The following is a 13024-nucleotide window of genomic DNA, read 5'->3' on the forward strand; positions in this document are numbered from 1 at the left end:
GCAAGCTTAAGCCGTTAGGTGTAGGCGCAGCGAAAGCGAGTCTGAATAGGGCGACTGAGTATGATGGATTAGACCCGAACCCCGGCGATCTAGGCATGGCCAGGTTGAAGGTGCAGTAACATGCACTGGAGGACCGAACCGGTGAATGTTGAAAAATTCTCGGATGAGCTGTGTTTAGGGGTGAAAGGCCAATCAAGCCGGGAAATAGCTGGTTCTCCGCGAAATCTATTGAGGTAGAGCGTCGGATGTATGCCGATGGGGGTAGAGCACTGGATGGGCTAGGGCTGCGCGAGCGGTACCAAACCTAACCAAACTCCGAATACCATCGAGTCTTATCCGGCAGACAGACGGCGGGTGCTAAGGTCCGTCGTCAAAAGGGAAACAGCCCTAACCTACAGCTAAGGTCCCCAAGTCATATCTAAGTGGGAAAGCATGTGGGAATCCCAAAACAACCAGGAGGTTGGCTTAGAAGCAGCCATCCTTTAAAGAAAGCGTAACAGCTCACTGGTCTAAACAAGGGTTCCTGCGGCGAAGATGTAACGGGGCTAAAGATATGCACCGAAGCTTAGGGTTCAGAATTTATTCTGAGCGGTAGCGGAGCGTTCCGTAAGCGAGTGAAGGCGAAGGGTAACCGACGCTGGACGTATCGGAAGTGCGAATGCTGACATGAGTAGCGACAAACAGGGTGAGATGCCCTGTCGCCGAAAGACCAAGGGTTCCTGCGCAACGCTAATCGGCGCAGGGTTAGCCGGCCCCTAAGACGAGCCCGAAGGGGGTAGTCGATGGGAACCACGTAAATATTCGTGGGCCTGAAGATGTGTGACGGATCGTGGAAGTTGTTTTCTCTTATTGGATTGAGAGGGCAGCCAAGCGGTTCCAGGAAATAGCCTCTTCACTATAGACCGTACCCGAAACCGACACAGGTGGTCAGGTAGAGTATACCAAGGCGCTTGAGAGAAGTATCCTGAAGGAACTCGGCAAATTGCCTCCGTACCTTCGGAAGAAGGAGGCCCCATATCGACGCAAGTCTTTGTGGGGGGCACAGGCCAGGGGGTAGCGACTGTTTAGCAAAAACACAGCACTCTGCTAAGTCGGCTTCAAGACGACGTATAGGGTGTGACGCCTGCCCGGTGCTCGAAGGTTAAGAGGAGGAGTGCAAGCTCCGAATTGAAGCCCGAGTAAACGGCGGCCGTAACTATAACGGTCCTAAGGTAGCGAAATTCCTTGTCGGGTAAGTTCCGACCTGCACGAATGGCGTAACGACTTCCCCACTGTCTCCAGGATATGCTCAGCGAAATTGAATTCTCCGTGAAGATGCGGAGTACCCGCGGTTAGACGGAAAGACCCCGTGCACCTTTACTGCAGCTTCAGAGTGGCATTAGGAAATTACTGTGTAGAATAGGTGGGAGGCTTTGAAACATCGGCGCCAGCTGGTGTGGAGCCAACCTGTGAAATACCACCCTGTGATTTTCTGATGTCTAACCACGCACCGTTATCCGGTGTTGGGACCCTCTGTGGCGGGTAGTTTGACTGGGGCGGTCGCCTCCTAAAGAGTAACGGAGGCGCGCGATGGTATGCTCAGGACGGTTGGAAACCGTCTGCAAGAGTGCAATGGCATAAGCATGCCTGACTGCGAGACCGACAGGTCGAGCAGAGACGAAAGTCGGTCATAGTGATCCGGTGGTCCCTCGTGGAAGGGCCATCGCTCAACGGATAAAAGGTACGCCGGGGATAACAGGCTGATGATTCCCAAGAGCTCATATCGACGGAATCGTTTGGCACCTCGATGTCGGCTCATCACATCCTGGGGCTGGAGCAGGTCCCAAGGGTTTGGCTGTTCGCCAATTAAAGTGGTACGTGAGCTGGGTTCAGAACGTCGCGAGACAGTTTGGTCCCTATCTGCCGTGGGCGTCGATTGTTGAAAGGAGTTGCCCCTAGTACGAGAGGACCGGGGTGAACATACCTCTGGTGTACCTGTCATCCTGCCAAGGGTGCCGCAGGGTAGCTATGTATGGACGGGATAACCGCTGAAAGCATCTAAGCGGGAAGCCTCCCTTGAGATAAGCAATCTTCGAACCGTCATAGACCATGACGTTGATAGGCCGGGTGTGGAAGCGCAGTAATGCGTGTAGCTAACCGGTCCTAATAGTTCTTTTCGCGCTTGTAGGATCTGCACCATCAATGACAGCCCTGTCGCAAGACAGGCGGCTCAACGGTGGTAGAGGAAACTTCAGCCGGATAAGCCCTCAAAAGCTCAACAGCATCGATTTAAAATCCGATACGGTCCCCGCAGGGTAAAACCTGCGGGCGGCCCGTCCGCCCGCTTTATTGCTTGGTGGCTATAGCGTCTGTGACCCACCCGATCCCATCTCGAACTCGGACGTGAAACCGGACTGCGCCGATGGTACTAGTGCTCAAGCACTGGGAGAGTAGGTCGCCGCCAGGCATTATAGCGGACGGACGCGGAACAAACCCATTCACGATTTCAAAAAGCCGCTGCCGGTGCAAACCGCGCGGCGGCTTTTTCGTCTCTGCTTGAGGCGTAAAAGAAGGTACCGCGGGGTGGAGCAGTCCGGTAGCTCGTCAGGCTCATAACCTGAAGGTCGTTGGTTCAAATCCAACCCCCGCAACCATCTCACCCTTGAAATCATAACGATAAGTTGCCTCGCTGCTTCCAGCGGGGCTTTTTGCGTGTGGCTCTGTAAGCATATAGGAAGCAGGCTCTTACCCCCGGCTTCACCAAAGATCATCGGTAAAAGCTTGTTACTACGACAGCGGATTAGAAAGGCCTGGGACGCGTGAGCCATCGAACACGCGGAGCGGCACAGGCCTTTCTTAGCGCGAAGCTAATTTAGATATAGCAACCTAAAGGACCCGCATGCGGACAGCATGTGGGCCCGCTCTCTTAGTCAGCGTTTGAAGGGAAATACATGACGGGAAAGGGGGGAGGTGAAAACCTTGGAGCTTTTCGATCGGACACCGGCGGGGGGCAAAAAAACGTGCGTGGTCGAAAAGTCGAGGGGGGTAGGCATACCCAGCGATACGCATAGAGCCCTTCAAAAACACCTTACCACTGCCGTTATCGACCGGAGCATAATGTCGGGATTGGGGCCGGTTGCGGACTGGCTGCTCTTGGTTTCACCTCCGGAAATACAGACATCCACGGGCCTATAAGTCGGTGTGAGACGTTATCATTACATGACCATGCACTACACGCGAACGGGGCGCGGAAAACCCCTTCTCCTTGTCCACGGACTGGGGGCGACCTGCGGCTCGTGGGACACGATCTCGCCTGCGCTTTCTCAAGTCAGGGAGGTAATCGCCGTGGACCTGCCCGGCCATGGGCAGACACCCGAAGAGGCCGGCAGCGGCACGTTCGACGGACTAGCGCGCAGTCTGGACGACTGGCTCGGCGCGGAGAATCTCACAGGTATTGATATGGTTGGCAGCTCGCTGGGTGCTCGCCTGGTGCTCGAGATGGCGCGGCGCGGCCAAGCGGGCACGGTGGTCGCACTGGATCCGGGCGGCTTCTGGCAGGGGTGGGAGCGCACCTTCTTCAAAGCCACCATAACGCCATCGGTTGCTCTGGTTCGCGCGCTGCGACCGGCGCTTTCTGCCATCACCGGAAATGTCGCAGGCCGGACCGCGCTCATGGCCCAGCTCTCTGCAAGGCCGTGGGCGCTCGATCCGGTGTTCGTTGCGCGTGAACTGAAGTCATTGGCTAATACCCGCACCGTCAATTCGCTTGTGAAGGATCTCGCCAACGGCGCAATGCAGCAGGGTCCTGCGAACACGACTGCGCCCGTTGTCATCGGCTGGGGACGCAAGGATCGGCTATGTCTACCGCAGCAGGCGGATCGCGCGATCGAAGCCTTCCCTGAAGCGACGCTGCACTGGTTCGGGCGTAGCGGACACTTCCCGATGTGGGATCAGCCAGAGGAGACCGTCCGCGTCATTCTGGATGCAACGAGCATCTCGGAATCGAAATAATACTGCAACTGGGCGGTTCGCAGATCAGGGGTCTCTGCCGGGGCTAGTCCCATCACAAGGTCCTTTGTTGGGCCGGAAGCGGACTGTCGCCTTTCGTTTCGCATATAACGGATTTGGACATTCCGAACTCCCTCTGAGATCAGCAAAGCCAATTCAGCAGTGTCAAAGTCGATAGCTGTCGGCAGCGTAGTGCTAGAAGCCGGTTTGCGCTCAGCCACCGCTTCGCATGCCAATGCTGCCGAGCGCCCTATTCACTGGTAGGATACTGCCGAGAACCGTTGGGGTGTTACAGTTCTTATACACCCAATAAGCCTGCGTATTGAATCGAGCTCTGCCCAACCCCGATTTCCTCGTTACTAATTGTTTGACCTGAACTCGCCATCGCACAGCGCATTTGCGGCTTTCCCTGATGCGGATTGCCTGCCGATTGAAGATGCCCGCCACCATACATCATTGACTCCGACCGATTCTGCCATTTTGTTGCTCCGCGAAGGGGGAAGCGATGCGTTTCATGAGTTCAGGTCGATGCGCTTTTTTGGTTTCGGCAGCGGTAGCGTTGGCGGGGTGTTCTTCTAATGCCGACAGCGAGGCTGGCGACGCGGCACCAGAAGCAGCACTGGCAGTTGAAGATGCGGAAAATGCGCAGACTGACACCAGTCGGTCCAAGAATGATCTTTACGTTTCTGGTCCGGAACGGTCGGGGCAACTCGAGCTCAACGCGACAAATCTAACCTACCTGTATCATCGGATGTCGGGCGAACCCGCTTCCCTTGCTCGAATGATGACCAAGCCGCTCGGGATGAGGTTCGACAACGAATTCGCTCGACGTCGCTTTCTTGAAGAAAACTTCGACGAGTTTACTGATTTGGTGGACGAAGCCGTTGCAGCCAAAACCTACTTGGTCGAGCTTAATGGCAGGCTCGAAGACTATGACTTTGATCGCGAAGGATTCCCGATTCACGGTCTGTTCGACAGGACAATGGTTAGCTTCAGTGCAAGCGAAAGCGGGTCGGAAGGACTTGATTTCGCATTGGCGCTCGAGGGGACCGGGGAGATGAGCTTTCTCCCGATGTCGCCCGAAGAAGCTGAAATTTTATCAAACTCGCGAAACAGTCGGTCTGTAGATCTCGAAGTGGCGTTCACCCCTATTGAGGCCGGATGGGAGCAAGTCCGCAGCGATCAACAGCGCGTTGTAAGGGCTAAGGCCTATCGTGTTCGAGTTCTTTCGCGAGATGGCAGTGAGATCGGGAAGATTACTTCGGAGGCACAACCCTCCAACGCCCCGCTTCGTCTATATGTTGACAATCCCTTCGCGAAGGCGAAACTGACAAACCCTTGGTCAGCGGACAATGCCCCCGAAGCCGTTCTGGACCGGTATGCCTGGATTATCGACGAGCGGTGGCAAATGTCGAACTATAGCGATGGCGACAAGGTCGACGAGGCTATGAGTTTGAATGGGAGCTCTGCAGGCGGCTGCGTTGACCAATTTGGATATAGCGAGTGTCAGCGAATATCCGAGCGGCGAAGCGACTTTATCGCACGCTGCACGCAGAGCGTTCCAGAACAACGCAAGCGGGACTGCTATTCAATCCGTCATCTGCCATACACCCGACAAGAAGCTGACGCGCTCTGATCGGCTGAGAGACAAGCTGCTGCGACGGCGGCATTACTCTCCGGCCAACTCGTTGCGGGGCTGGGTTAGAACCAGCTATCCTTCTTTTTCTCATCCTTCTTACCACCCCAGGAGTGTCGCATTCCGAACATCTCGACGGAAACCTGACCGTCCGACCGCACATCGACCCCGTCCGTTACCCGGGTCGTCGTCTTGCCGTCGCTGTGGAGGGTTACACCGTCCACGATGCGCGTGTTCACCCTGCCTTTTGTATCGACCGATACGCCATCGACGAGCTCGCTCGTGATCGCTCCATCAGAAGAAACATTCAAGCCAGCGACACCGTAGGAAAAACCCTCTGATTGATATGCTGCCGGAGCTGACCTTTCTGGTCGTTTCCCAGTGCCGGACATGGACACAGCGCTAGCGTTTTCTGCGACACGCTGGCGGCGACTGTGCGCTACAATCTGGTCTCTGGGAACACCTTCCGCGTAGAAATCCAGATACCCTATTACGACATCGGGGTCCTCTTCACGCTCGGGCGATCCGGTCAGCCTTATGGCTAGGTCGCGTTCTTTTCTTCCGAGAGCTTCTTTTTGTTTCGCTGCAATAAGCGGGTGGCGCGCAAAGCCGAGTGCAGCGAAAATCAGTCCAAAGAAAGGTGCGTCCTGAACCCACCAACCACTGGCAAAAAAGCTAATCGGGATCGTTCCCAACATGAGCGCTAGGATCGCGATCGAAAGCATGACGCCTGTTCGACGTTCCGTTGCCATAGCCGCATACAACGTAGCAAAATATGCCGACATGACGACGAGTGCGAGCATCGTTCCATCGGTAAACTGTTCGCCTAATGTCCAGCCATTTGGTGCCCAGATACCCATAATTGAGGCCAGCGCCATGGCCCCGCCGTAAAGAATGGCATGGCCTTTTTGCGAAAGCCGGGGCAACGGCCAGTCTTTCCCTGCGGCCTCTATTTCTGCCTTGTTCGTTTCTATACTCCTCTCAATCGCGCCCACCTCTCCTGCCGCGATCATAGAGGCGGTGCCTAATGCGAGATCAATACCCAGGCTGGGTTCCGGGTGCCTTTTCAGCAGCGCGGCAAACCAACTTCGAGACAGCAACTCGCGCGTGCTTTCCGCTTCTCGGTCGAACCGGCATCGGGCGGCCAACTCCGGATCGAAAAGCGCATCGAAAATTTGCACCTTGGTGCTGCTAGCGATTTTACGGGCGGCCGACGCATCGCGCTGACCATTCATAAAATGAGCGATGTAAAAGGCTTCGGAGTGCGGGTCCGCCAGACATAGCTCGAGAGCGCCACCGCGGTTGTTCCAGATTTCCTCGTATGAAAGCACTTCAGCGTGGGCGACGCAGTAATCCTGGAATTCCCGCTGCCAGCGTTCATCGACCTCAAGCAATCGCTCATCGCCTGACGCTTTGGCGGCTAGTGGGAGGATCCCTAAACGATGGATGTCGCAGACAAATTGGCGCTTGGGTAAGCCTTCTGGCAATTGATCGAGCGCAATCTGTTCAAGCTGCTCCCAGCTGATCGCGACGCCCATAAAAGGCGGTGCTCCATCCTTCCAATGAGCTGCCAGAAACGTGTAGAGCTTTTGCTGTGGGTCAAGATCTTGGCCAAGAAGGCGATCATGATCGATCTTCGCGTCGATGTCGCCAAGTGTGTGCTCAATCCATTTCCCGATGTAGCCACCGAGCAAGTGCTCTTGGGCCTTCGCAGGTTTCGGAGCCATTGCTGTGACGAGCTCAACAAGTGTCGAACACTTTTCACCATCAAAGACGTAAGGACGACTTGGCTCTTCGGCTTCTCTCATGTTCCCCCCAAGGCAATCTCCCGAAGACGGGCTTTCGATTCCTAAAGAAGGTTATCAAATAGCAATTTTCACTCCAACGCAAATCAGCCAGCGAAGCCTCCACGAAGCGTCGGCTTTTGGGACGTCGTCTCGGCCGTCAACTTCTGCGGACTGTCTGTTTCTGGATCACAAAAGGCGCAAAGCGGTCATGGCCGTGGCTTGGGTAATTTGACCATGTAGTCAGTAGGAAGCGATCATCTCGGTCAAAGCTTCTACTGCACGCCAATGTCCCTCGACCGGAGCGCCTTCAGGATAAACCTCTAGCGCTGTCGACGGCTTGATCCCGGTCTCCTCATAAACGCTGCCGTCGGGCGCGGCGAAGACCTCGTTCGAAAGCTCAAGCAACCAGCCGTTGGGCAGTCGCTTGGCCAACGGAGTGGAGAACGCACCGCGGGTTGTGGCCCCGGCATGCACCACCCGCGGGTTCTGTCGCAGAGCCAGTGTGGCAAGCTCTCCCCCGCTCACCGTGACATCACTGGTGAGCAAATGGACTGGGCCGGTAAAGCGCGGCCCCGGCGCAGGCTCTATTACGTGCGGAAAGGGAGGAAGGCCGGACCCACGGGTCACGGTTGTGAAGCCAATATAGGCTTCGTCCGTGAAACGCGCTGGGATCGCCTTTGCGATCTTGTCCCAGCCACCGCGGTTGTTCGACAGGTCAACGATCACCCCTTCGACACCAGCTTCGGCAAAGGCAGCGAAGGCTTCATCCATGATGCGATCAAACTCGGTCATTTCCGCTGTTGCCCAGGCTTCGCTGCCGAAGTCCTCTCGAGCCGTGAACCCGCCCATCTGAAAAACCTGCAGGTAGCCAACCCGCCCGTCAATCACGCCCCACATTATCCGGTCGTTGCCGGTGTGATGGCCGGTTTCACCAAGCTCTTTCATCGTGGTGTCGATCAGTCCGATTAGCCATGCAGTCTCACCGCCTTCTGCTGCTCGCATACGAGGCAAGGTCGTGCCCTGGCCGTCTTGCACCCGGCGACGTTCACCACCGACTTCGCCGATTAGCTTGGTGTGGCTGTCCGACAGTCCATCCATGTATCCGGCCAGCGCATCCCACAGTTGGGCGTCGCTCATGTCGGGCCGGATTGCCGAATTCACTCGTTCGGCGCGCATCGCATGGTTCGGTGGTCGACGGTCGAAGAATGCGTAGTGGCGCTCGAACGCGTCGAGGAAGGCGTCGGCCACCGCTCGCGGATTAGTCGCCGGGGTTTCAGTGCACTCCTCAGGAAGCGCGCCGAGCCTATCGAACACAACATTGGTATCGCCTCGCAACAGTTGGAAGATCGCGGTCTTGCTCTCAGGTAGCGCGCGAAAATAGCGGTAGGAAACCGAGTCCATCGCGCTCAGAGCCTCGCCCGAGGATGCCGGACGATAACAGGCCTCTCCGATCTCAAACTGAGTGACCCCTGCTTCGTCGATGCGAAGCAACCGTCCATAACCACGGCTTTTCCAAACACCGCGAATTGCCGGATCTGTGGTGCCGTCAGCTGTAGTGATCGCCTGCAAAGGGCCAGTAATGCGCCACGGCGGCGGGGCCTCGTCAGGTGTGGAGGCCGTTGCGCATGCAGCAAGCGGGGCCAAAAGGAGGGGGGCGACAAACTTGGACAGGCGGAGCATCCATACCATGCTGCCGCTTGCCCGGCGCCCGGACAAGACCGGCAATGCGAAATGTCCACGACGTTCGATCAACGTTCATGATGGCAGGTAGAGGTCAACTTTTGGGCCGCTAGCGGTCAGTCTGCTTTCAGCTCGTTTTATCGGAAAGCGGTCATTCTGCTTCCGACCCGATTGCGGACATCGGCACTGCACAATACATGGCTGTTTATGAGCCGTAGTAAGCACCAAACCTACAAAAAGGTATTTGGCGACAAATCCGCCGCTGAGATCGACGCGATGTTTGCCGAGGGCGATGAAGACGCGCTTAAACTTCTCGAGAAGCGTCGAGTTAAGAGAAAGGTTCGCCAGAAGCGGCAGCAGGGAAAAATTGCGGACTGAGTAAGGTCCGCTAACCACCCCACTATCGGTCGATCCCCCAGACCAGCCCGATGCCCGAAAGCCGACCGACAGCTACCGGATGCTTCTCGCCAGAAACGGACGGGCAGGTAACGACCCGCTAGCGGACATTTGAATCGCCGTTATATTGGCAGATAACCACCCCAATGTCGGTCATGGATGCGTGCATCTGCCGCGCTTGAAGCCTGCCATCGGCACCATCATGTTTAGTCGGCAAATCTTGGGCCGGTTGCTGAACGGCTGGTTCTGGGCGCTGAGAGGCGGAAAGCCGCCGCTACGGCGTTCCTGAGCGAACGACTGCTTTTGGGCATTCACCGTTTTGGTCGGAATGACCGATTAGAGGGCGCAAAGCTGCCATTGCCGGCGAACCGGCTGGATATGCGCGTATGCCACCCGGCCGTAACCAACCGGTCTGTCTGAGGGATTTCCACGCTCCGCCCATCGCAACGATGACGATAGGCACAGCGTTCATCCGAGTGCTACGATGAACATTAAGTGGAACTGCAAAGGTAATGCAAATCGGCCCTATTTCGCGAACGAGACCACCGGGTCAAGTAGCGCCGCCGAGCAGCTGTTTGGCGATGAGCGATGATACGTCGTTGGCAGCCTGCATTACTGGCTGGCTCGCGAGATGCGCGTAACGTGCAGTCGTCTGAACTTGCGTATGGCCCAGGAGCTTTCCGATCATCGGCAGGCTCTGACCGTTGCTGACCGCCACTGATGCAAACGTATGCCTGAGGTCATGAATGCGGGCGTTCTTTAACCCGGCTCTACCGCGCACCCGCTGCCAGAACGGCTGGAGATCGGTCAGGTGTGCCCCCTCGTTTCGACCGACGATGACCCATGGATTACCCATCGTACGTTCAATGCTCATGAGCACCGAGACTGCTACCGTACCAAGATGCACTTCCTTAGCGCCGGTCTTGCTATCTGGGAGGCGCAGACGCCGGCCCTGCAGATCGACATATTCCCAACGAAGGGTCATTATCTCGCCAAGCCGACAGCCAGTGAAGAGAAGCAGGCGAACTGCTGCGATCGCGCTCGGCAACTCCACCCGCTCCTCTTCCATCTCACCGAGCACCCGACCGATCGCCTGTAGCTCCGCAGCGGAGAAATACCGCTCACGCTTCTTTTCCGGATACTTCTTGATGTGTCTACGCGGATTGGTCCCGTCGGGCCGCAGACCCCAAAGCTCGGCAAGATTGAACATCTTCGAGATGATCTCAATGTTGCGGTTCGCCTGGTAGGGGCGATCCCGCCAGTCGTGATGATATTTGGCGATATCGGCGCGGGTCACGTCGATGATGCGCAGATGCCCAATGGCGGGGAGGATGAAGAGCTTCAGGTTCCGGCGATATTCCTTGGCGGTGCTGGGCTTGAGGTGAACCTCGATATGCTCCTCGTCGAACCGCTGCGCCAAATCGCGGACCGTGAGCGCTGTCCTCTTTTCTCGCTTCTGCACCTGCGGGTCGACGTCCTGCCGAATCTGGACGAGAGCCTTAAGGGCAAGACCACGCGCCTGGTCAGGTGTGATTGCGCCAAATCGGCCAAGGCTCATCCTTCGCGAGGTTTTGCCGAAACGGTACTGAAGGACGAATTGCTTGCGGCTGGTTGGGAACACGCGAATGCCGAAACCGGACAGCTCGCTATCCCAGACGAAATAGTCCTTGTCCTTGATCTCGAGCGCCTCGATCTGTCTCTTCGTCAGCTTTGGCAAATTCGCCTCCTGTTACCAGCGGCCGCTACGTGGCTCGATCCGTAAGCAAATAGGAAGCAGGAGGGAGCGAAGCCTAGCGAAACCGTGCGTAGCCACACAGCCGCGAGGCGCTCCAACAGTCAATCTAACACGTTGAAAATAAGTCTACAAAGGTAGATGGGCGTGCTCTGGGGTAGTATCGGAACAGAGCCCTCATAACCTGAAGGTCGTTGGTTCAAATCCAACCCCCGCAACCATCTCTAGAAATAACTCTCCAATAGCGACGCTCCGCCGCAGCATGCCCGCAGACCCGGAACTGCGCGCATGCGCACCGTGGGTCGGGAAGAGCCAGGCGTGCCGGATGGAAACGCTGAAATAGAGATACACCCCATCGACTAGCCCTAAAGAAAGCGTGATCGTGCGCGCCGCTTCGATCGCCACATCCGAAACCGGAGAGTAAATTACCCTGCTGCTCTCAGCGGGACTCTTCGCGTTTGGTCCTGTAGGCGCATGGCAAGCAAAGATCTTGGCGTCCGCTCATACGGATATCGCCAAGCCGGAGTGCCGCTCTTCTGTATCTACATTGCTGCCTCATTCGGGCGATCGGGGCTTCTTCGACTAACCTGTCAGTACTCGTTAGCGCGGCCAATCCGGTAGGGTCCGGCCCGTGCCGACAGCTTCCTGCCTTTCCAGCTCAACCTGATGAGTCCCTGATCCAAAAGTTGGTCGGCGGCATCATGGACAAGTGGCATCGCCAAACGCCAAGCTCTTTTGTCCCCTGAAGCGATCTCGCGTGCGACTTCGCTGGGGCATACCGTCGCTCCGAGGTTGCGTTGGGAAAGCAGCGTCAGCACCGCCGTACGCGCGCGGTCAGGCGTCACTTGCGTTTCCGGCCGGATGTCATGGGGTCGGGCTTGGGCGGCGCCTTCCAGTCTGGCGGAGTAACCGGGCGCTGCCGGCTCGACCCAAGCCCCATGGCGCCCGAGCGCTGGCGAACCAGTCCCGAGGTGTCGGCTTCGGCAGCCTCTGTAGCGTTGGCGCCGCCTCGCATCAGGTTGATGCGATCGCGAATTCGCCGCGCTTCCTCGAAATCGAGAGCGTGCGCCGCAGCTTCCATATCGCGCTGGAGATCCTCGATAGTCTTGTTCATCATCAACCAACGTATGGGTAGGACTTTTGGTGCCATTGCGCCCCTCCGCCTCTACCCAATCTCTGGGCGGGCCATGCTTTCCACTATCGGGTACCCGCCGATCCAGGCAGCCTTGCGTGACCCCAGCATCTGCCAAGTCATCGCGAAGCGCGGTCAGGCCGGTGATGTTGCGTTCTACCCCGACAGTATGTCGCTCCACGAGTTGACCGATAGGCTCGTACGGCTTGTCCTTGCGACTGGACAGCGCGGGCAGCTCGCGTACGTGCGCCATGCTGAAGCCCAGTCTGCGCCGCTGCCGCCAGAGGGGAGCGGCGCCAATGAGTGTCCAAATAGGCGTGATAAATGCGGTAGGCCCGATCGGCAGGCCGCAGAATACCTTCCCGTTCGGACTAGCACAAATACCGCCTCACCTCAGGCGGTCGGTCAGTAGACAGCCCGCGGGCGCAGCTTCACATAAATGGCATTATCGTTCGCCGCGGTTCGCGCTGCTCGAATCACGGTCGGTTCGGCAAACAGCCTTGCCGCGGGGCGATTCCGAGAATCACGCACGAATCTCACGGTGTAGAACGGAAGGATTCGCCAGAACCCGTATGGCTGCGGTGGTAATGTACCTCCAGTAACCGTGAACTCTACGCATCCGTAACGCTCGAAGACCGCGGTATTCCGGGGTTTCTGCGAAATTATCGGATCGA

Annotated in this window: 8 protein-coding genes, 1 tRNA gene and 2 rRNA genes (1 of these 11 running past the window's edge); 6 read left to right on the forward strand and 5 right to left on the reverse strand. The window is 57.1% G+C overall.

Going from position 1 to position 13024, the window contains the following annotated elements; all coding sequences use genetic code 11:
* The 5 genes from WKH79_RS14130 to WKH79_RS14150 all read left to right on the forward strand — a co-directional run.
* Positions 1–2166: ribosomal RNA gene (locus tag WKH79_RS14130) — 23S ribosomal RNA — on the forward strand; it begins 626 nt to the left of the window's first position.
* Positions 2167–2331: 165 nt separating this feature from the next.
* Positions 2332–2446 (forward strand): 5S ribosomal RNA (rrf, locus tag WKH79_RS14135).
* A gap of 110 nt (positions 2447–2556) precedes the next feature.
* Positions 2557–2633 (forward strand) — tRNA-Met (locus WKH79_RS14140).
* A gap of 571 nt (positions 2634–3204) precedes the next feature.
* Entirely contained in the window at positions 3205–3990 is a 786-nt protein-coding gene (locus tag WKH79_RS14145; protein WP_341860133.1) for an alpha/beta hydrolase, read from the forward strand.
* A gap of 502 nt (positions 3991–4492) precedes the next feature.
* Positions 4493–5623 carry a hypothetical protein gene (locus tag WKH79_RS14150; protein ID WP_341859231.1) on the forward strand — a complete coding sequence of 377 codons (1131 nt, stop codon included), beginning with the start codon at positions 4493–4495 and terminating at the stop codon, positions 5621–5623.
* Positions 5624–5688: 65 nt separating this feature from the next.
* Here WKH79_RS14150 and WKH79_RS14155 read toward each other — a convergent pair whose 3' ends face one another.
* Both WKH79_RS14155 and WKH79_RS14160 read right to left on the reverse strand, forming a co-directional pair.
* Complete coding sequence (locus tag WKH79_RS14155) at positions 5689–7431, reverse strand: hypothetical protein (protein ID WP_341859232.1); 1743 nt, start codon at positions 7429–7431, stop codon at positions 5689–5691.
* A 219-nt stretch (positions 7432–7650) separates the two neighbouring features.
* Entirely contained in the window at positions 7651–9099 is a 1449-nt protein-coding gene (locus tag WKH79_RS14160) for a S41 family peptidase (RefSeq protein WP_341859233.1), read from the reverse strand.
* Positions 9100–9297: 198 nt separating this feature from the next.
* On the opposite strand from WKH79_RS14160, the gene WKH79_RS14165 reads away from it, so the two are divergent.
* Positions 9298–9468, forward strand: coding sequence for a hypothetical protein (locus WKH79_RS14165; protein ID WP_341859234.1), 171 nt, complete (start codon positions 9298–9300; stop codon positions 9466–9468).
* Positions 9469–10036: 568 nt separating this feature from the next.
* Here the strand turns inward: WKH79_RS14165 and WKH79_RS14170 are convergent.
* The 3 genes from WKH79_RS14170 to WKH79_RS14180 form a co-directional block, all read right to left on the reverse strand.
* Positions 10037–11203 carry a site-specific integrase gene (locus tag WKH79_RS14170; RefSeq protein ID WP_341859235.1) on the reverse strand — a complete coding sequence of 389 codons (1167 nt, stop codon included), beginning with the start codon at positions 11201–11203 and terminating at the stop codon, positions 10037–10039.
* 605 nt (positions 11204–11808) lie between these two features.
* Positions 11809–12063 carry a DUF3253 domain-containing protein gene (locus WKH79_RS14175; protein WP_341859236.1) on the reverse strand — a complete coding sequence of 85 codons (255 nt, stop codon included), beginning with the start codon at positions 12061–12063 and terminating at the stop codon, positions 11809–11811.
* Positions 12060–12332 carry a UvrB/UvrC motif-containing protein gene (locus WKH79_RS14180; RefSeq protein WP_230834160.1) on the reverse strand — a complete coding sequence of 91 codons (273 nt, stop codon included), beginning with the start codon at positions 12330–12332 and terminating at the stop codon, positions 12060–12062. The genes WKH79_RS14175 and WKH79_RS14180 overlap by 4 nt, the downstream gene beginning before the upstream one ends.
* Between the last annotated feature and the right edge of the window lie 692 nt (positions 12333–13024).

This window comes from Qipengyuania sp. GPGPB31, assembly GCF_038396345.1.
Taxonomy (GTDB): domain Bacteria; phylum Pseudomonadota; class Alphaproteobacteria; order Sphingomonadales; family Sphingomonadaceae; genus Qipengyuania; species Qipengyuania citrea.

What these genes read in the sequence shown, in the direction of transcription:
- WKH79_RS14145 (WP_341860133.1), top strand. Translation starts at nt 3,205, where the DNA reads ATGCACTACACGCGAACGGGGCGCGGAAAACCCCTTCTCCTTGTCCAC.
- WKH79_RS14150 (WP_341859231.1), top strand. Translation starts at nt 4,493, where the DNA reads ATGCGTTTCATGAGTTCAGGTCGATGCGCTTTTTTGGTTTCGGCAGCG.
- WKH79_RS14155 (WP_341859232.1), bottom strand. Translation starts at nt 7,431, where the DNA reads ATGAGAGAAGCCGAAGAGCCAAGTCGTCCTTACGTCTTTGATGGTGAA.
- WKH79_RS14160 (WP_341859233.1), bottom strand. Translation starts at nt 9,099, where the DNA reads ATGGTATGGATGCTCCGCCTGTCCAAGTTTGTCGCCCCCCTCCTTTTG.
- WKH79_RS14165 (WP_341859234.1), top strand. Translation starts at nt 9,298, where the DNA reads ATGAGCCGTAGTAAGCACCAAACCTACAAAAAGGTATTTGGCGACAAA.
- WKH79_RS14180 (WP_230834160.1), bottom strand. Translation starts at nt 12,332, where the DNA reads ATGAACAAGACTATCGAGGATCTCCAGCGCGATATGGAAGCTGCGGCG.